Origin of the sequence: Kutzneria sp. NPDC052558 (genome assembly GCF_044547355.1) — a bacterium.
In the GTDB taxonomy this organism is placed as follows: domain Bacteria; phylum Actinomycetota; class Actinomycetes; order Mycobacteriales; family Pseudonocardiaceae; genus Kutzneria.
On the sequence record NZ_JBIUAG010000027.1, the window covers coordinates 50,997 to 69,209 of the forward strand.

Consider the following 18,213-nt stretch of genomic DNA (forward strand, 5'->3'; position numbering starts at 1 on the left):
GATCACAGCTCCACGAACATGACGCCGATGCTGGTGCCGCCGGCCAGGCCGATGAAGGCGACCTTGTCCCCGGGGCCGCACCGGCCCGACTCGATGGCCAGGCTCAGCTGGAGCGGGATGGTGCACGAGGCGACGTTGCCGTGGTCGGCGATCGTCGCCACGAGCTTCTCCTCCGGCAGCTCGGCCATTTTCGTCAGCGCGCGCAGGTACGGCGTCGAGACCTGGTGCACGCAGAACAGCGCGAAGTCCTCGCGCCGCAAGCCGGTCGCCGTCAGAGCGCGGTCCAGCTGCGGGCCGACGTCGCCGGCGACCAACTCCAGCAGGGCCCGGCCGTCGCCGCGGATGTAGCCGTCCCGCTCCGCGTCGTGATCCTCGGCGCAGCCGGTGCCGGGAATGGAGCTGACGTGCCAGTTCGCCGACTCGGCCGTGAAGTCGCGGTAGAAGATGCCGCCGGACAGGGAAGTCTCCAGCAGCACCGCCGCGCCGGCGTCGGACAGGGTGTACCCGGCCAGCGAGTCGGCGAACTGCTCGCGGTCGGCCACCGTCCAGCGCGCCACCCGCGTGCCGGTTTCCCCGCTGCAGACCAGGATCCGCCGGTACTGGCCGCCGCTGATGAACGCCTCGGCCACCTGGATCCCGTTGAGGAAGCTGTTGCAGGCGTTCTTGACGTCGAACACCGGGCAGCTCGCGCCCAGCTTGGCCGCCACGACGTGCGCGGTGGCCGGCTCGCCGAGGTCCTGGGCCGCGGCGGCGAAGACGATCAGGTCCAGCTCGCAGGCGGCGACCCCGAGGCCGAACAGCAGTTTCTCGGCGGCGTGCACGGCCAGGTCGGAGGCCTGCTCGCCGGGGTCGGCCCGGTGCCGCGTCCGGACGCCGCTGAGCTTGGCGATCGCGCCGGGCCGGGGGATGAAGCCGGTGATCCTGGACTCCACCTGGCGGTTGGTCACGAGGGTAGGCGGCAGGTAGGCGGTCACGCCCCTGATCGAGACGTTCATCAGATCTCCTTTGCGAAGGCCAGGGTCACGTTGTGGCCGCCGAAGCCGAAGGAGTTGCTGATGGCGGCGGTGAGCGGGATCCGGCGCGGTGAGCCGGAGACCACGTCGAGCTCGATGCGTTCGTCGAGGCGGTCCAGGTTCGCGGTCGGCGGCACCACACCGTCCTTTATGGACAGAACTGTGGCGATCGCCTCCACCGCGCCCGACGCCCCGAGCAGGTGCCCGAGCACGCCCTTGGGCGCGGTGACCACCGGCCGATCGCCGAAGACGTGTGTGATGGTCGCGCTTTCGACCAGGTCGCCGAGCGGGGTCGAGGTCGCGTGCGCGTTCACGTGGCCGATGTCCTCGACGCTCAGGCCGCCCGAGCGCAGCGCGGCCGTCATGGCGCTGGCCTGGCCGATGCCGTCGGGATCGGGCGCGGTGATGTGGTGGGCGTCGTTGCTCATGCCGGCGCCGGCCAGCCGTCCGTACACCCGGGCCCCGCGCGCGGCCGCGAACTCCGCGCGCTCCAACACGATGATGCCCGCGCCCTCGCCCAGCACGAAGCCGTCCCGGTCGGCGTCGAACGGCCGCGACGCCGCGTCCGGGCTGGCGTTGCGACTGCTCATCGACCGGGCCCGGACGAAGCCGGCCATGATCGCCGGGGTGATGCAGGCGTCGGCCCCGCCGGTCAGCACCACGTCGGCGTCCCCGGCCTTGATCATCCGCCAGGCCCAGGCGATCGCCTCCGCGCCGGAGGCGCAGGCCGACATCGGGGCGTGCACCCCGGCCCGGGCCCGGTACTCCAGCCCGACCATGGCCGCCGGGCCGTTGGGCATGATCATCGGAATGGCCTGCGGCGACACCCCGCGCAGGCCCCGGGCCCGGATCCCGTCGTGCTGCGCCACCAGCGTCGTCGCGCCGCCGATCCCGGTGCCGATGACCACGCCGCGGCGGGCCGGCTCGACCGCGTCGTCGGCCAGCCCCGCGTCCCGCCAGGCCTGCCGGGCCGCGACCATCGCCAGCTGCTCGCACCGGTCCATCCGCTTGAGCTCGACGTGGTCCAGCTCCGGCTCCACCGCCAGCCGGGCGGCGATGCGCACCGGGAAGCTGTGCTCGTCCACCCAGTCGGCCGACAGCCGCGACACCCCCGTCCGGCCGTCGAGCAGGCCAGCCCAGGTCGCGGCCACGTCGCCGCCCAGCGGCGTGGTCGCGCCCAGGCCGGTCACCACGACCTCGGTCACCGGCGGGCCCGCAGGTAGTCGGCCACGTCGCCGAAGGTCACCATGTTGTCCAGGCCCTCCTCGGGAATGGCCAGGCCGTAGCTGTCCTCGATCTCGTCGACCAGCTCGACCATGGCCAGCGAGTCGATCTCCAGCTCGTCCCGCAGCGACATGCCGGCCAGCTCCCGGCCCGGGAACACCGCCCTCGGGTCGGTGCCCGACACCTTCCTGATCAGCAGCGCCAGCTCGCGGTCGACGTCGTCGGTTGCGTTCACGTTGTGCCTCCCCCTGAAACGCGCGCGGCGAAAAGCCGTGCGGTGAAAAGGAAATTGGCCCCCCAGGTCGCCATCGACCGGGGCGGTGACGGCGACCCTAACCGCCGATCCGGCCGAGATGACCGTGACTGTGCACAGCGCACAACCAGGTCGCGGCAGCTGCCCATGGCCAACGGTCGGGCGGTCCAGCAGGATTGGGCCCAGGGCGTGAGGGGGGAGAAACCGGCCCGCCGCACCGTCTTGGGGCTCTACCGTGGCCCCATGACGGAGCAGCCGCACGCGCCCAGGTCGGTGATCCGGGAGGTGGCCGCCGTCGTGCTGGCCGACCTGCCCAGCTTCGCCGACCGGCTGTCGGAGATGGGGGCCGTGCGGGAGGAGCGGATCTACGCCCGCAACGGGAAGGTGCCCAAGGCGGACATGTGGAAGTCCTTCCACGACAACGGCCGCAGCGTGCTGCTCCTCGTGACCAGGGGGTTCGAGGACGAGCGCGAGTGGCTGGACCCGCCGCTGGCCACCGGCCGCCGCCGGGCCGAGCAGGGCGTGCCGCTGGAGTCGGTGCTGCACCTGTTCCGACTCGGCGGCACCCTGCTGTGGGAGATGCTGCTGGCCGAGGCCCGCCGGCGCTCCCCGGCCGAACTGGAGGAGTTCGTCGACGGGGCGATGCTGCTGTGGGAGGCCATCGACCGGATCTCGGTGGCCATGGTCGACTCCTACCGCACCTGGCAGGCCGAGATCCGCCGCCGGGCCAACCGCCGCAAGGAACGCCTCGTCGGGGCCCTCATCGGCGGCCGCGGCGTGGACCCCACCGTGGCCGCCGACGCCGAGACCGAGCTCAACCTGTCCGCTCGCGGACGCTACGTCGTCGTGCTCAGTGCGGGCGAAGAAGCCGAAGAGGACCTACGCGCCGCCCAGTCCTGCCTGGCCGTGCACGGGATGCAGTCGGTGTGGCTGTCCCGCGGCGAGCGGGTCGTCTGGCTGGTCGAGCTCGCCGCCGCCGGCCCCGCCCGTGTCGCCGAGCTGCTCACCCCGCACCTGCGGGACCGCGCCGGCATGTCCGGCGTCGTCGACGGCTTCGCCGAGCTCGGCGTCGGCTACCAGCTCGCCGAGACCGCCCTGCTCACCCAGCCCGGCGGCGCCGCCGGCATCGCCGTGCTCGACGACCGCCTGCCCGAGGCCCTCGTCGTCTCCAGTCCCCAGCTCTCCCAACGCCTCGCCGCCCGCACCCTCGGCCGCGTCCTCGAACTCGACGCCCCCGAGCGCGAGATGCTGCTCGACACCCTCGAAACCTGGTTCCGGGCCGAACGCTCCGCCGGCCGCACCGGCACGCTGCTCTACTGCCACCGCAACACCGTGCTCAACCGCCTGCGCAAGGTCGAGCTGCTCACCGGCAAATCCCTGGAGGACGACCGCCACCAACTCGCCTGCCGCCTGGCCCTGATGGCCTACCGCACCCTGCTGCGCTGATCGCCTCACGGGCTGAGCACCCAGCGGCCGCGCTGACTCCCCGGACGAGGCCGGCGCGCCACTCGAGCTCTGTCGGATCGGCTGCCAGCCGAAGGCCGGGGGAGTCGAGTGGCCAGCGCGCTCAGTTCGACGCGCGCTGGTTGGGCGTCCAGGCGGTGATGGGCTCCGTGGCGCGGACACCGCCTGGGGCGTCGTGCTGGTCGCAAAGGTCGGACGATGGGGTATTAGGGCATTCGGGGTTGGTTGTGTGACCAGTTCGGCGCGGAAGGTTGCGGACCGCCGGCGGTGGCAACCCAAGCCCAGCGATCTACTTCGTGGGGGGCGGGGTCGATGGGACATGGGGGTTTCGTCGCCGAGTCCGGTCTGGTCGGCGACGGCGCAGACCTGGGGCAGCTGCTGCGCGGGTTCCGCGCGGAGCTTGGTCTCACCCAGAAGCAAGTGGCCGACCTCAGCTCGCTGAGCGTGCGTGCGATCCGCGATCTGGAGGCGGGGCGGTCGCGCCGGCCGCACGACGCGACGATCGGGTTGCTGGCGGAGGCGCTGCGGCTCAGCGAGTCCAGTCGGCAGCTGCTGGCCAGCGCGGCCGGCCGGGTGTCGCTCGTCCCGTCCGTCGAGGGGACGCCGCAGCCGGCCCCGGTGCCGACAACCGCGCTGGTGGGGCGGGAGCACGAGGTGCGGGCGCTGTCCGAGCTGCTCCGCTCGGGCAACCGGCTGGTCTCGGTGGTGGGCCTGGCCGGCGTCGGCAAGACCCACCTGGCCATGGAGGTGGCCTGGCGCCTGGACTCCGATGATCACCTGTCCGTGCTGTGGGTGGCGGACGCCGAGACGCTGGACGACCGGCTCGCGGTCGCCGGCCAGGCCCACGGCACGCTGCTCGTGCTCGACGACTACGACGAGAACCGGATCGCCGGGCCGCGCCTGCTGCGACTCCTGCGCGACCGCCCGGACCTGCGCATCCTGCTGACCGGCCGGGAGCCGGACGAACCGCCGGAGGCCCTGACCTTCCCGCTGCAGCCGCTGGCCGTCCCGTCCACCGACCTGGACGGCGACCCGGCCCGGATCGAGGCCGTGCCGTCGGTTTCCCTGCTCTGCCGGGACATCTGCCGGGTGTGGCCGGAGTTCGAGCTGACCCGGGCCAACGGGCCGGCGCTGGCCAAGATCTGCCGGTCGCTGGACGGCATCCCGGCGGCCCTGGAGGTGTGCGCCGAGCTGTGCCTCGCGCACCCGCCCCAGCTGATGGCCGAGCAGCTGGAGCCGGCGGCGCTGGTGGCGGCGGCCGAGGACGGCTGGTACGAGGACATGAGCCGGTCGCTGGCCCGCGCGGCCAGCACTTTGGACGAGCAGTGCCGTCAGCTCCTCGCCGTGCTGGCCGGCGTGCCCGGCCGCTGGACGCTGGCGGAGGCGGCGCGGCGGAGCGGGCTGGGCCTGTACGAGATGGCACGGCAGGTGCGGGCCCTGATGCTGCTGGGCGTGGTGCGCCGCGAGGAGGGGCCGGACGGCCCGTGCTTCTCCGTGCTCAATCTGGTGCGCCGGGAACTGCCGCTGTTTCTGCCGCCGGTAGTGCCGCCGGCGCAAGGGGATCGGCCTTAGAATTGAAACGCCCTCTGTCGGTGCAGGAGGGCAATGGGTGGTTGCTTTTTGGCGCGCCGAAATGAATGGGGGAGAAGGCATGGATCTGTTCGACGCGAATGCCGCCGGTTGGAGGAGGAACCGTCTGGGTCCGGCGATTTCCGCCGCCCGCGGCCGACCGAGCGGCGGCGGCGTGCGCATCCTGGTGTCCGCCCCGGAACCGGAGCGGCTGTGGTACACCGCCGCGCTGCGTGGCGTGCGGGGGGTCGACCGGGTCATATTTGTCGCCGAACGGGACCTCACCGCCACCGCGGGCCGGTTCGAACCGGCGCTGATCGTGGTGTCGATCCGGGGACTCGTCGGCGGGATGCGGGCGATCTACCAGCTGCTCGACCCGGAGCTGGGCCGTCGCCGGGTGGTCGCGGCGATCCAGGGTTTCGACGCCGACCTGGACCGTGTGCTGCGGCGACTGGGCGTGGAGTGCTGTGTGATACGCCCGCGCGACCCGTCGACCCTGCGGGATCGGATCCGGCGCGGCGTGGTGGGTGAGCAGCGCCAACCGGCGTCGGCGGTGGTCGACGGCAGCGCGGCGACGGCCCGCGTGGTGGCCGGTGTCGTGCGCGGCGCCGACAAGGCGGTGTCCGCGCATGACGTCGCGGCCAGCTGCGGGCTGTCCGTGGTCACCGCCCGGCGCTACCTCAAGCAGTTCGTGGTCGAGGGGCACGCCGAGGTGGACGTGCTGCACCGGGCGGTCGGCCGCCCGATCAGCATGTACCGCTGGTCGGAATGACGGCTCGGTTTTCCTATCTTTGCTTTGTTGACCCTCACCCGCGTGCCGCCGCTACGGTGGCTATCAAGCGAAAAGCTCGGTGAGGAACGGAGAAGCCCGTGTTCGACGACGATTCTCGGCCGCGTCGCGTGTCCATTTTCGACACCACTCTCCGCGATGGTGAACAGGCCCCGCGCAATGCCATGACGCCCGGTGACAAGCTCCGGCTCGCGCTGCGGTTGGAGGCACTGGGCGTGGACGTGGTCGAGTCCGGGTTTCCGGCGTCCTCGCCGGCCGAGGCCGAGGCCACCCGGCTCATTTCCGAACATCTGAGCACCGCCCGGTTCGCCACGTTCTGTCGGGCCGTGCGGGCCGACGTCGAGGCGGCGGTCAACGCCGGCGGGACGCGCAACCACCAGGTCCAGATCCTGGCCACCTCCAGCGACCTGCACCTGGACCGCAAGCGGCGGATCTCGCGGGACGAGTCGGTGCGGGAGATCGCGCAGACGGTTGCGGCGGCGCGCGACCTCGGCGTCCAGGACGTGTCCGTAGCCCTGGAGGACGCCTCGCGCGGGGCCGACGACCTGCTGCGCGCCCAGGTCGACGTGGCCCTGGAGCAGGGGGCGAACTGCATCGTCGTGCCGGACACGTCCGGCTGCATGTCGCCGGCGGAGTACGGGAGCCTGCTGGCCCGCGTCCGGGCCTGGACGCCGTCCTCGGTGACCCTGCTGACGCACTGCCACGACGACTTCGGGCTGGCCCAGGCCAACACGCTGGCCGGTCTCCAGGCCGGCGCGGACGGCGCGCAGGTGACGCTCGGCGGCATCGGCGAGCGGGCCGGCAACGCTGCCATGGAGGAGCTGGTGGCGCTGTTGGCGTACAAGAGCGACCAGCTCGGGTTGCGCACCGACGTCGACACCGCCGGCATGTACGAGGTGTACACGATGCTGCTGGACGTGATCGGCCTGGAACAGCCCCGCAACAAGCCGATCTTCGGCGCCTACGCGTTCGGCAGCGCCGCCGGCATCCACCAGCAGGGAATCCTGCGCGACCCGGCCACCTACGAGTACGTGGAGCCGGCGCGCTTCGGCCGCGAGCGGTCGATCGTGATCGCCCGCCACTCGGGTCGGTCCGTGCTGCGCCACCTCCTGGACGAGCTGGGCGCGCGGCTGACCGACGAGCGGATCGACGACCTGTACCGCCGGCACATCACCGAGCGTCCCGGCGGGGACTGCGAGGACATCTCGGAGCTGCGCGAGCGGTTGGCCGGCGAGCTGGCGCTCAGCGCCGCCGGCTGAGGTCAGGTGGCCAGGTAGCGGCCCATCAGGACCGTCGTCTCGGCGAGCACTGCCGGGTCGCCGGCCGGCTGGTCCCGGAAGGCGATGTCGAGCAGCTGTCCGCCGACCTCGACCGCAAGTCGGCAACGCAGCGCGGTGACGTCGTCGTCCGGGGCGCCGTAGCCGCGCACCAGCGCCGCGCGGAGCCGGTCGGCGATCGCCAGGTCGGTCCGCGTGGCCTCGGCCCGCAGCGCGCTGCCGCTGGGCACCTGGTAGCGCACGCGGCGGTAGCCGGACAGCACCCGAAACCGGTCGGCGTACGCGTCGACGAGGTCGCCGAGCAGGACGTCGAGCGTGGCGGGCAGGGGGTCGGCGGTGATCCGGTCGGCGATCTCGACGTCGATCCGCAACCAGTCCCGGACCAGGGCGGCGACGATCGCCTCCTTGTCCGGGAAGTACCGGTAGAGGACGCCGACCGAGACGCCGGCCGTCGCGGCGATCAGCTTGGTGCCCAGCTCCTCGTACGCCGTGTCCGCCAGCAGCCGGCCGGCGGCGGCCACGATCCGGGCGTACTTCTCCCGGCTGCGCCGCTGCTGTGGTTCGGCCGGCTGGGTGGGCATGGCGCGCTCCTCTTGACACTCGATCGAAGCCGAACCAGAGTCTAGTTCGTGTTTGCGTCGCTGAGCACACGGCGCGCCCGGCTGGGGCCCTCGTTCGGCAGGCTGCGGGCCGCGGTGGCGGCGTCCAGCCTGGGGGACGGCATGCGCCTGGTGGCGTTGCCGCTGCTCGCCGCACAGCTGACCGCCGATCCACGCCAGATCGCCGCCGTGTCGCTGGCCGAGCAGCTGCCGTGGCTGTTGTTCGGGCTGCTGGCCGGGGCACTGGCCGACCGCTGGGACCGCCGCCGTGTGCTCTGGCTCGTCGACGCGGCGCGAGCCGGCGTCATGGCGGCGCTGGTGGTGGCCACGGTCCTGCACGCGACGACCATCGTCCTGCTGGTCGTGGTGGGTTTCCTGCTCGGCTGCGGACAGGCGCTGTACGACGCCGCGTGGTCGGCCATGGTGCCGGCGGTGGTGTCGCCACCGCAGTTCGTGCCGGCCAACGCTCGGTTGCAGAGCAGTTCGGTGGTCGCCGAGACGTTGGTGGGGACGCCGGTCGGCGCGGCGCTGTTCGGCGTGGCGGTCGCGCTGCCACTCGCCGTGGACGCGTCCTCCTTCGCCGCCGCGGCGCTGTTCGTGTTGTTCGTACGTGTTGACCGGCCGGCGGTTCGGGACCGGCCGGTGTCCCTTCGACGATCGATGATCCAGGGCGCGGGCTGGCTCTGGCGCCATCCGCTGCTCCGGCGACTCTGCCTGGTCGCAGGGGTCACCAACCTCGTGGGTGGCGGACTGATCGCCATGCTCGTGCTGTACACGCGGCAGGTGCTGGGGCTGAGCAGCGTCGGATACGGCCTGGTGGTCGCGTCGTTCGCGGTGGGCGGGCTGGTCGGCTCCGGGCTGGCGGCGCGGCTGACCAGCCGTCTCGGCGCGGGCCGTGTGCTCCGATCGGCCACCGCCGGCACGGCCGTGGCGATCGCGGTCGCGGGTGCGGCCGGTTCCGGGTTCGTGGCCGGCGCCGCCATCGCGGCCTGTGGGGCGGCCAACCTGGTCTGGAACGTCACGGCGGTGTCCCTACGCCAGCGGCTCGTGCCGGACGAGCTGCTCGGCCGGGTCACCGTCGCCTATCGCATGGTCGCCGCCGGGGCCAATGCCATCGGCGCGGCCGCGGCCGGCTTCGCGGCGACCCTGACCGACCTGCGCACGCTGTTCTTCGTCTGGGCCGCAATGTTGTTGGCCGCCACACTGATCAGCACCAAAGAGGCGTCGTCACCCGAGTGAGTCCCAGCCGCCGACAGCCGACTCGGGGCGCAGCAGACCGTCGGACATCACCGCGACAGCCTCCGGGTGTGGGGCGCGGATCGCGTGCCGTGAGGCCAGCACGGTCGTCAGGACGGTCAGCAGCCGCATCGCCAGGGCCGAACCGGGGCAGATCCGGGGACCGGCGCCGAACGGCAGATAGGTGTTGGGCGGATGCGGCGTCCGCCCGGTCAGCCACCGCCCCGGGTCGAACCGGTCCGGCCGCGGCCAGTACCGCTCGTCCCGGTGCACGGTGAACGGGCAGACCAGCACCTGTTCGCCGGAACGGATCCGATAGCCGCCGACCTCAGTGGGGCGCAACGCAGTCCGTGTCAGCAGCCACTGCGGCGGATGCAGCCGCAGCGTCTCCTTGACGAAGGCCGTCGCGAGCGGCAGGCCGTCCGATCCGGCCCTCGACTCGTCGCTGATGGCGGCGGCGAGCTCGGGTTCGGCGGCCAGGCGCAGCACGATCCACGTCAGCGCCGTGCCGGGGACGCCGTGCGATGCGAACAGCGCCATCCGCATGGTGGCGACGATCAAGTCCTCGTCCGTAGAGCCCGCGATCAGCTCGTCGAGCAGGTCCTCAGGTTGGCGCCGGTCGGCGGCGCGGCGGTCGGCGACACACGCGGCCAGCACACCACGCAGCTCGGCATCGGACCTGCGGGCCGCTGCGGCCAGCGGCCGCCACGAGAACCGGCGGCGGGACTCGCCATCCACCAGCGCGGCCAGGGACTTGGTGAAGAGCTGGTCCGCGCGGGCGGCCGTCCCGGCGCGGAAGTCGGGCCGGGGATCACCACCCAGGCAGAAGTCGACGATGAGCCGGCCGGTGATCGCGCGGCAGGCCCCCAGCAACTCGCCGGTGCCGCCGACGTGGGCCGCTACCAGCGCGGCGGCCTCGGCCGTGGACTGGTCCAGGCCGTCGGCGGCCAGCCGGGAGGCGACGCCGCGCCACATGGTCCGGCGCAAGAGCATCCACCGCTCCAGCCCCGCCGCCTGGGCGGCCCGCTGACGCCGCCCGCCCAGCTGCGAGGTCTCCAACAGGTAGGTGTCGTTGGTGCGGGCCAGCACCTCGTGGGCAGCTGAGGGATGGTGCGCCACGAGCGTGCCCGGCGCAAGCCGGACCACGTCGCCGTAGCGGGGCCGGCTGTCGCGCAGCCAGCCGATCCGGTCGGCCAGATAGTCGGGCATGTCGCCAACGAGCCAGCGGCCGCGAGGGCCGGGGATTTTCGTGAGCACTGGTCGCTTCTCCTGGGACAGGGCGGCCGCCGCGGCGCGGCGGCCGCCACCGGGATCAGGTGCAGTCCACATAGAGGTACGCGCCGCTGAACCGGGCGCCCTTGGCGCGCATGGCCAGCATTCGCAGGTATCGCATCATGTTCTCACCTCCTCCGGGTGTTCGAGACCGGTCCGGGCCGCCGGTTCGGTCGCCCGAACCGCGTGCAGATCCGGTGTGTCGTAACCGGATCGCACCGCCCAGAAGTAGGCGGCCACCCCGACCAAGGCCGCCACGGCGGTGTCGTACGGGAAGGGCAGGACCGTCGACGGGCCGTAGGAACCGCCGTAGGACAACAGGTACAGCACCAGCACCAGCGCCATCACCCACCCGCCGGAGGCGACCTCCCGCCGCCCGTCGGGGTCGGCCAGCCACAGCAAGGCCGCGGTCGCCGCGGCCACCGCCGCCACACACAGCGCCCAGAACACCAGGAACGGCAGGCTGTTCCGGCCGAGCGGTCCGAACACCTGCACCACGGTCCACGCCGCCAGGAAGGCGACGCCGACCGCAGTCCCGGCTGGCCGGGCGATGCGCCCCTGCGCCGGCGCCTGCACGGCCGCGTAGAGGGGGATCGCCACGAACAGGCTCGCGACGACGCCGCGCAGCACGTCGAAACCCGCCCAGTACACGACCATCGCGGCCGCGAGGAAACCCAGCGGAGACAACACCGTTGTGCCGCGGAGAACAAACGGGCGGGGCAGGTCGCCGGCGGTCCGCCGCAGGATGGGCACCTGCGGACCGGCCGCGAGATAGGTCAGCGAGGCGGTGGCGCTGGTGTAGCCGATCAGTTGGTACCAGCCGGGAAACGGCACGAAGAACAGGCAGCCCAGCACCAGGCAGGCGACCAGGCCGGCCCAGGGCGCCCCGGACCGGGCGCCGACGCGGGCGAACCAGCGCGGCAGGCTGCCCTGCGCCGCCATGCCGTACGCCGCACGCGCGCCGTCCCCGAGATAGATCCAGCCGGCGCCGGTGGGGGACACCAGCGCGTCCACGAGCAGCACCGAGCCGAACGCGCCCAGCAGGGCGTTGCCCGACGCCTGCAACGCCGAGTACAAGGGTTGGCTGGCCCAGTTGCTGCCCTCCAGCGCCGACCAGTCCCCCGGCCGCAGTCCCATGCTCGACCAGTTGATCGCGCCCACGAACGCCACCTGCAACAGCAGGTAGATCACCGCCGTCAGCACCACGGAGAACACCGTGGCCAGCAGGATCGCCCGCTGGGGGCGCCGCGCCTCGCCGCCGAAGTTCACGCCCTCCCGGAAGCCCTGGAACGCGAAGATGATCCCGGACACCGCCACGGCGTTGAGCACGGCCCCGCCGCCACGCGGCGCGAAGCCGCCGCCCGCGGTGAAGTTCGAGCCCCGGAAGACCACGAACAGCAGCACGAACGTGAGCACCGGCACGATCACCTTCCACCAGGTGATCCACTGGTTGAGGCGGCCGAGGAAGCGCACGCCGACCACGTTGATCAGGAAGAAGCACAGCATCAGGGCGACCGCGCCGGCGATGCCCGCTCCGGTCAGCCGGGTGTCGCCACCGTCGGCGGCCACGAGGTCGACGCCCCACCACCGGTGCACGTACCCGGCCGCGTACTGCACGACGCCGAGCGCCTCGACCGACACGGTGGTGATGCCGCCCAGGATCAGCGACCAGCTCATCAGGAACCCGAAGAACCGGCCGTGGGTCAGGTACGGGTAGCGCGCGATGCCGCCGGTGCGCGGCAGCATGGTCGCGGTCTCGGCGTAGTTCAGGGCCATGGCGATCACCAGGCCGGCGGCCAGGACCCAGGACAGGACCACCGCCGGGCCGGCGACGGCCCCGGCGGACAGCACCGCGAACAGCCAGCCGGACCCGATGATCGACCCGACCGAGATGAACAGCAGTTGCTGGGTGGACAGGTCGCGGCGCAGCAACCGGTCCGGCTGGTCGGACATCAGCGCACCGCGTGCGGGTACTCGGCGTCCCGGTGCTGGAACGCCAGGATGTCCGGATTGGTCACGATGCCGTGGCGCACCTCCACCGCGTCGCGCACCGTCCGGTCGGCGTCCCATGCCGCCTCGCCCGCCAGCACTGTGCCCAGGTACGGCAGGACCGCCTCGCTGAGCACCCATGTCGCCGAGTCCCACAGGTAGGACGGGCTGTGGTTGACGGCGTAGTACCGGACGTTGTTGTCCAGCCCGCGAAGGGGTTCGGCGAACGACGTCGGCCGCGCCCAGGAGAAACCCATGCCGTAGTCGCAGGAGACGTCGACGACGAGGGTGCCCGGCCGCAGCGCCGGGATGTCGGCCTCGGTGAGGAACACCCGCGGCGCGTTGGTGTCCTGGCGGACGCAGTTGACCACGACGTCGTGGTCGGCGAGCAGCCGCGCGAGCGGAACCGGGCCGTCGGCCGTGACGGCGTCGAGGCCCGCGGTGAGCTGGGCCGTGCGGGCCACGCCCGGCGGCGCCTCGACCTGGCCGGCGGGCCGGCGGGTGATCAGGGTGATGTCGGCGATGCCCTGCGCGCGCAGGGATGCGACCGCGCCGCGGCCGGTGGCGCCGTAGCCGATGACCGCCGCGGAGAGCGGCCGGCCGAACGCACCGGTGCGGCCGACGAGGGTCAGCGCGTGCTGCACCGAGCAGTAGCCGGCCATCTCGCCCATCTGCGGGCAGATCGACACCGGATACCCGTTGGGGTCGGGCCACAGCAGCATGCCCTCCAGGGCGATCACACTCAGCCGGTTGTCGATCGAGGCCTGCGTGACCTTCTCGTCCTGCACGAAGTGCGGGCAGCCCCACAGGATCTGGCCCTCGCGCAGGTCGAGGAAGTCCTGGAGCAAGGGCTTGAACAGCAGGACGGCCTCGCACCGGGCGAACAGCTCGTGCCGGGGCAGCAGCCCGGCCACGTACGGCGCGAGCTGCTCGTCGCTGAAGCCGAAGCGCTCGCCGTAGCCGCGCTCCAGGTACAGCTGGTCACGCACGGCCGGGTCGATCGAGGCGACGTGCGCGGGGTGGATCGGCAGCCGCCGCTCGTTCTCCTTGCGGGAGGTCGCGACGACGCCGAGACGGATCGTGTGCATGGCTCACCTCTTGGGTTCTACAGCTGGGCCCGGATGGCCGCGCCCGCATCCTTGGTGGACAGCTCGCCGCCGAGGTCGGGTGTGACCCAACCCCGGTCGACGGCGGTGTCGACGGCCGCGCGCACCCGGGCGGCCGGCTCGGCGTGGCCGAGGTGGTCGAGCATCAGGGCGGCGCTGAGGATCGCGCCGACGGGATTGGCGACGCCCTGGCCGGCGATGTCCGGCGCGGTGCCGTGCACCGGCTCGAACAGGCCGAACCCGGTGTCGCCGTTGACATTGGCCGAGGCGGAGGTGCCCAGGCCGCCGGCCAGCTCGGCGGCCAGGTCGCTGAGGATGTCGCCGTAGGAGTTGTTGGCCACGATGACGTCGAATGCGCTCGGATCGGCGACCAGCTTCATCGCCGCCGCGTCCACGTACTCGTGGGACACGGCGATGTGCGGGTGTCGGGCGGCGGCCTCTCGCCAGCACCGCTGCCACAGCCGGCCACCGTTGCCGACGACGTTCGCCTTGTCCACCATGCACACCGCGCGCCGGGCGCGGGCGAAGGCGTAGTCGAGGATCCGGGACACACCGTGATAGGTGTTGATCTCCACGTCAAGCGCGGTCTCGTGCGGGGTGTCGGGGCGCAGCGTGCCGCCGAGCCCGGCGTACAGCCCCTCGGTGTTCTCCCGCACGACGGCGCAGTCGATGGCCCGCCGCGCGCTGTCCCTCAGGGGGCTGAGCCGCTCGTGGAACAGCCGCGCCGGCCGGTAGTTGGCGTACAGGTCGAACTCGAACCGCAGGCGCAGCAACACCCCACGGGCGTACCCGACGTCCGCCCGCGGATCGCCGACGGCGCCGAGCAGTGTGGCGTCGCTGGCCCGGATCGCCGCCACGTCGGCATCCGACAAGGCGGTTCCCGCACGCAGGTAGGTCTCGGCGTTGACGTGGTCGAGGACCGTCAGGTCCAGGCCCAGGCGCAAGCCGTCCAGGGTCTCGGTGGCCTGGTCCACCACCTCGGGTCCGATCCCGTCACCCGGGATCACCGTCACGGTGGTCACGGCGCCACCTCCGCGAGCTGGTCGGCCCCCAGCCTCGGCAGCCACGGGCGCCGGGTCAGCTCGTACGCCGTGACGGCGTCGCCCTTGGCCAGGGTCACCGCGATGTCGTCGAGGCCTTCCAGCAGCAGCCGGCGGGCCCGGGGTTCGACGGTGAACGGCCACCGGGCGCCGTTGGCCCGCACCTGCAGGGCCAGCAGGTCGACCGTCACCGGGAAGGCGGGGTCGTTGTCCACCCAGTCGGACAGCTCGGCCACGGCCAGCTCGGGCAGTTCCACCGCGAGCAGGCCGTTCTTGACGGCGTTGCGCCGGAAGATGTCGCCGAAGCTGGTGGCGATCACCGCCGCGAAGCCCCAGTCGCGCAGCGCCCACACGGCGTGCTCCCGGGAGCTGCCGGTGCCGAAGTTGTGTCCGGCCACGAGGATGCTGGCGCCGGCGCGTTCGGGACGGTTGAGCACGAAGTCGGGATCCTGGCGCCAGGCGGCGAACAGCGTGTCCTCGTAGCCGCTCTTGGTCAGCCGCTTGCAGAACTCGGCCGGGATGATCTGGTCGGTGTCGACGTCTCCGCGCGGCAGCACGACGCCGCGCCCGGTGTGTTCGGTCACTGGTCGCACATCGCCTCCAGGGCGCTCGGCGCGGTGAGTCGCCCGGTGACCGCCGTCGCCGCCGCGACGGCCGGTGACACCAGGTGCGTGCGGGCCTGCGGTCCCTGCCGGCCCTCATAGTTGCGATTGGAGGTTGACGCGCAGCGGTGCACGCCGGTCAGCCGGTCGGCGTTCATGCCGAGACACATGGAGCACCCCGCCAGCCGCCACTGCGCGCCCGCGGCGCGGAAGACGGTGTCCAGCCCCTCGGCCTCGGCCAGCTCGCGGACGTGCATCGAGCCGGGAACCACCAGCATGTCGACCCCGGGGGCGATCCGGCGGCCGCGCAACACGGCCGCCGCCGACCGCAGGTCCTCGATGCGTCCGTTGGTGCAGGAGCCGATGAACACGGTGTCGATGGGGATGGACTCCATCGGTGTGCCCGGCGCGAGATCCATGTACCGCAGGGCCCGTTCGGCCGCCGACCGCTCCCGCGGCCCGTCAAGCCCCGAGGGGTCGGGCACGCGGCCGCCGATCGGCGCCGCCTGCCCCGGGTTGGTGCCCCAGGTGACAAACGGCGTCAGCGTGGAGACGTCGATCGTGACGGTCCGGTCGAACACGGCGTCGGGGTCGGTGCGCAGCCCGTCCCAGTACTGCACCGCGTCCGACCACGCTGATCCGTGGGGCGCTCCCGGGCGCCCGTCCAGGTACTCGTAGGTGACGTCGTCAGGAGCGATCATGCCGGCCCGGGCGCCGGCCTCGATGCTCATGTTGCACGTGGTCATCCGGCCCTCCATCGAGATGTCCGCCAGCGGTGCGCCGCGGTACTCGATGACGTGGCCGTGCGCGCCGTTGGCCCCGATGTGCGCGATGAGCGCCAGGATCAGGTCCTTGGCGCCGACATCGGGCGGCAGCGTGCCGGTGAACTCGACCGCCATCGTCCGCGGCCGCGCCAGCGGCATCGTCTGCGTGGCCAGCACGTGCTCGACGTCGCTGGTGCCCACGCCGAAAGCCAGCGCGCCGAACGCGCCGTGCGTGGAGGTGTGGCTGTCGCCGCAGATCACCGTCATGCCCGGGTGCACGTAGCCGCGCTCCGGCGCCACCACGTGCACGATGCCCTGCCGGCTGTCGCCCAGCCGGAACAGCTCGATGCCGTGCTCGGCGCAGTTGCGGCGCAACGTCTCCACCTGCCGGCGGCCCATCGGGTCGGTCAGCTCCAGCGACCGCGTTGGCACGTTGTGGTCCTCCAGCGCCAGGCAGAGGTCCGGCCGCCGGACCCGCCGCCCGGCCAGCCGGAGCCCGTCGAACGCCTGCGGCGAGCTGGCCTCGTGCAGCAAGTGCAGGTCCACGTAGAGGAGGTCCGGCTCGCCCGGCTCCTCGTGCACGACGTGGTCCCGCCACACCTTCTCGACCAGCGTCCTGCCGGCGGCCGTCACGCGTCCGCCCCCGCGAGCGCGGCGTGCCGGTCGAGGATGATCTCGCGCAGCCCGGCCATGTCCAGGCAGTCGCCGTTGGTCCGGTTGGCCACGTGCTCCTCGTAGAGACTGTCCACAAAGGACCCGTCAACGGGCAGACCGAGTTCGGTCAGGACGTGCCGGAGCACGGCCCGCCCGGAGTGCCGGCCGACGAGGATCTTGCGTTCGCGGCCGAACCGGAACGGCTCGATGTACTCGTAGGTGATGGGCGACCGGAGCATGCCGGCCTGGTGGATGCCGGCCTGGGTGGCGAAGGCGTTCACGCCGAAGATCGCCTTGTTCCGGGGCGCTTCGAGGCCGATGGCCGCGCTGAGCAGCTCGAAGGCGTGCTGGAGTCCCTCGGTCCGCACGCCGGTCGTGGCGCCGATGGCGTCGCCTCGGTAGGCGAGGACCGCGACCAGCTCCTCCAGCGGTGTGTTGCCGGCGCGCTCGCCGATGCCGGCCAGGCTGGCCTGCACCTCGTCCGCGCCGGCCTGCACGCCGGCCAGCGCGTTGGCCAGCGACAGCCCGAGATCCTCGTGGCAGTGGGTGGAGATCACCACCGGCGGCGGCGCCCAGGCCCGGATCCGGCCGATCAGCGCGCCGAACTCGGCCGGCGTCAGACAGCCCGTGGTGTCGGCGACCGCGAAGGAGCTCGCGCCCGCCGCCACCGACTCCCGCACCAGCTCGTGGAGCAGCCGGTCCGAGCCCCTGGTCGCGTCCTCGATGCCGACCGACACGTGCTCGACGCCGAGCCGCTTGGCGCAGTCGATGGCGTCGACCACCTCCCGCACCGCGGTGGCCTGGTCGATGCCCCGCTTCCAGCGCAGGTGCGTTTCGCTGCCGGTCGCCAGGATCTGGAGCTGGTGGCGCCGCGCGCCGCCGGCGTCGACGGCGAGCCGCACGTCCTCGGGCACCGCCCGGCTCAGCGTGGCGACCCGGGCCGTGGTCAACCGCTCGGCGATCATCCGGGTGGCCCGGAAGTCGGCCGGCGATGAGCTGGGCAGCCCGGCCTCGATCACGTCCACGCCCAACGCCTCCAGCGCCAGCGCGAGTTCCAGCTTCTGCTCGGGCCGCATCGCGTTGCCCGGGGCCTGCTCGCCGTCGCGCAGAGTGGTGTCGAAGACGCTCACCCGCCGCGGCGAAGATTGCTCGTGACTCACAACCCGTCTCCAAGTTCTTTCGGTTCGGGTGCGGAAGTGGGGATGTCCGCCACCGTACTTCGGGCCCTGGGCCGCCGGGCAAGATAGAAAAGCCTCGGGGTTAGCAAACATAGGAAAATGCGGTTCTGAGAAGCCATTTTCGCAGATCATGGCGGTTGTGTCGGCGATGTGGCGCGGTCGGGCGCGGTGGCGTCGGGTAAT

Annotated in this window: 16 protein-coding genes; 5 read left to right on the plus strand and 11 right to left on the minus strand. The window is 72.5% G+C overall.

Annotated features, from left to right (window positions below; all coding sequences use genetic code 11):
• Nucleotides 1-2: 2 nt before the first annotated feature.
• Genes ACIG5F_RS36400 through ACIG5F_RS36410 form a run of 3 tightly spaced genes read right to left on the minus strand, consistent with a single transcriptional unit; the run spans nt 3 to nt 2,472 of the window.
• Nucleotides 3-995 carry a 3-oxoacyl-ACP synthase III family protein gene (locus ACIG5F_RS36400; RefSeq protein ID WP_396524538.1) on the minus strand — a complete coding sequence of 331 codons (993 nt, stop codon included), beginning with the start codon at nt 993-995 and terminating at the stop codon, nt 3-5.
• Nucleotides 995-2,218, minus strand: a complete 1,224-nt coding sequence (locus ACIG5F_RS36405; protein ID WP_396524540.1) for a beta-ketoacyl-[acyl-carrier-protein] synthase family protein — start codon at nt 2,216-2,218, stop codon at nt 995-997. The genes ACIG5F_RS36400 and ACIG5F_RS36405 overlap by 1 nt, the downstream gene beginning before the upstream one ends.
• On the minus strand, nt 2,215-2,472 hold the full coding sequence (locus ACIG5F_RS36410) for a phosphopantetheine-binding protein (protein WP_396524541.1): 258 nt from the start codon (nt 2,470-2,472) through the stop codon (nt 2,215-2,217). The genes ACIG5F_RS36405 and ACIG5F_RS36410 overlap by 4 nt, the downstream gene beginning before the upstream one ends.
• Nucleotides 2,473-2,733: 261 nt before the next feature.
• Between ACIG5F_RS36410 and ACIG5F_RS36415 the strand changes: the two genes are divergently transcribed.
• The 4 genes from ACIG5F_RS36415 to ACIG5F_RS36430 all read left to right on the plus strand — a co-directional run bounded on the left by ACIG5F_RS36415 (nt 2,734) and on the right by ACIG5F_RS36430 (nt 7,572).
• Nucleotides 2,734-3,936: a PucR family transcriptional regulator gene (locus tag ACIG5F_RS36415; protein ID WP_396524542.1), complete on the plus strand. Its 1,203-nt coding sequence runs from the start codon at nt 2,734-2,736 to the stop codon at nt 3,934-3,936.
• Nucleotides 3,937-4,266: 330 nt separating this feature from the next.
• The gene (locus ACIG5F_RS36420; RefSeq protein WP_396524543.1) at nt 4,267-5,526 is read left to right on the plus strand and encodes a helix-turn-helix domain-containing protein; all 1,260 of its coding nucleotides are present in this window, start codon (nt 4,267-4,269) and stop codon (nt 5,524-5,526) included.
• 79 nt (nt 5,527-5,605) lie between these two features.
• Entirely contained in the window at nt 5,606-6,295 is a 690-nt protein-coding gene (locus ACIG5F_RS36425) for a hypothetical protein (protein WP_396524544.1), read from the plus strand.
• Nucleotides 6,296-6,393: 98 nt separating this feature from the next.
• Nucleotides 6,394-7,572: a LeuA family protein gene (locus tag ACIG5F_RS36430; RefSeq protein ID WP_396524545.1), complete on the plus strand. Its 1,179-nt coding sequence runs from the start codon at nt 6,394-6,396 to the stop codon at nt 7,570-7,572.
• Nucleotides 7,573-7,574: 2 nt separating this feature from the next.
• On the opposite strand, the gene ACIG5F_RS36435 is transcribed toward ACIG5F_RS36430, so the two are convergent.
• Nucleotides 7,575-8,171, minus strand: a complete 597-nt coding sequence (locus ACIG5F_RS36435; RefSeq protein ID WP_396524546.1) for a TetR/AcrR family transcriptional regulator — start codon at nt 8,169-8,171, stop codon at nt 7,575-7,577.
• 48 nt (nt 8,172-8,219) lie between these two features.
• Here ACIG5F_RS36435 and ACIG5F_RS36440 point away from each other — a divergent pair, with 48 nt between their 5' ends.
• Nucleotides 8,220-9,428, plus strand: coding sequence for an MFS transporter (locus tag ACIG5F_RS36440; RefSeq protein ID WP_396524548.1), 1,209 nt, complete (start codon nt 8,220-8,222; stop codon nt 9,426-9,428).
• Here ACIG5F_RS36440 and ACIG5F_RS36445 read toward each other — a convergent pair.
• The 7 genes from ACIG5F_RS36445 to ACIG5F_RS36475 all read right to left on the minus strand — a co-directional run bounded on the left by ACIG5F_RS36445 (nt 9,417) and on the right by ACIG5F_RS36475 (nt 17,982).
• Nucleotides 9,417-10,682 (minus strand): cytochrome P450, encoded by a 1,266-nt coding sequence (locus tag ACIG5F_RS36445; RefSeq protein ID WP_396524549.1) that lies wholly within the window; start codon nt 10,680-10,682, stop codon nt 9,417-9,419. The genes ACIG5F_RS36440 and ACIG5F_RS36445 overlap by 12 nt on opposite strands.
• Nucleotides 10,683-10,817: 135 nt before the next feature.
• Complete coding sequence (locus ACIG5F_RS36450; RefSeq protein WP_396524550.1) at nt 10,818-12,650, minus strand: APC family permease; 1,833 nt, start codon at nt 12,648-12,650, stop codon at nt 10,818-10,820.
• Nucleotides 12,650-13,774: an alanine dehydrogenase gene (locus tag ACIG5F_RS36455; protein ID WP_396524551.1), complete on the minus strand. Its 1,125-nt coding sequence runs from the start codon at nt 13,772-13,774 to the stop codon at nt 12,650-12,652. Before ACIG5F_RS36455 ends, ACIG5F_RS36450 begins: the two co-directional genes overlap by 1 nt.
• A gap of 17 nt (nt 13,775-13,791) precedes the next feature.
• Entirely contained in the window at nt 13,792-14,814 is a 1,023-nt protein-coding gene (locus ACIG5F_RS36460; protein ID WP_396524552.1) for an isocitrate/isopropylmalate dehydrogenase family protein, read from the minus strand.
• The gene (gene leuD, locus ACIG5F_RS36465; RefSeq protein WP_396524553.1) at nt 14,811-15,425 is read right to left on the minus strand and encodes a 3-isopropylmalate dehydratase small subunit; all 615 of its coding nucleotides are present in this window, start codon (nt 15,423-15,425) and stop codon (nt 14,811-14,813) included. The genes ACIG5F_RS36460 and leuD overlap by 4 nt, the downstream gene beginning before the upstream one ends.
• Nucleotides 15,413-16,831 (minus strand): 3-isopropylmalate dehydratase large subunit, encoded by a 1,419-nt coding sequence (leuC, locus tag ACIG5F_RS36470; RefSeq protein WP_396524554.1) that lies wholly within the window; start codon nt 16,829-16,831, stop codon nt 15,413-15,415. The genes leuD and leuC overlap by 13 nt, the downstream gene beginning before the upstream one ends.
• Nucleotides 16,828-17,982 carry a LeuA family protein gene (locus ACIG5F_RS36475; protein ID WP_396524556.1) on the minus strand — a complete coding sequence of 385 codons (1,155 nt, stop codon included), beginning with the start codon at nt 17,980-17,982 and terminating at the stop codon, nt 16,828-16,830. The genes leuC and ACIG5F_RS36475 overlap by 4 nt, the downstream gene beginning before the upstream one ends.
• Between the last annotated feature and the right edge of the window lie 231 nt (nt 17,983-18,213).

What these genes read in the sequence shown, in the direction of transcription:
- ACIG5F_RS36400 (WP_396524538.1), bottom strand. Translation starts at nt 995, where the DNA reads ATGAACGTCTCGATCAGGGGCGTGACCGCCTACCTGCCGCCTACCCTC.
- ACIG5F_RS36415 (WP_396524542.1), top strand. Translation starts at nt 2,734, where the DNA reads ATGACGGAGCAGCCGCACGCGCCCAGGTCGGTGATCCGGGAGGTGGCC.
- ACIG5F_RS36420 (WP_396524543.1), top strand. Translation starts at nt 4,267, where the DNA reads ATGGGACATGGGGGTTTCGTCGCCGAGTCCGGTCTGGTCGGCGACGGC.
- ACIG5F_RS36425 (WP_396524544.1), top strand. Translation starts at nt 5,606, where the DNA reads ATGGATCTGTTCGACGCGAATGCCGCCGGTTGGAGGAGGAACCGTCTG.
- ACIG5F_RS36435 (WP_396524546.1), bottom strand. Translation starts at nt 8,171, where the DNA reads ATGCCCACCCAGCCGGCCGAACCACAGCAGCGGCGCAGCCGGGAGAAG.
- ACIG5F_RS36450 (WP_396524550.1), bottom strand. Translation starts at nt 12,650, where the DNA reads ATGTCCGACCAGCCGGACCGGTTGCTGCGCCGCGACCTGTCCACCCAG.
- ACIG5F_RS36455 (WP_396524551.1), bottom strand. Translation starts at nt 13,774, where the DNA reads ATGCACACGATCCGTCTCGGCGTCGTCGCGACCTCCCGCAAGGAGAAC.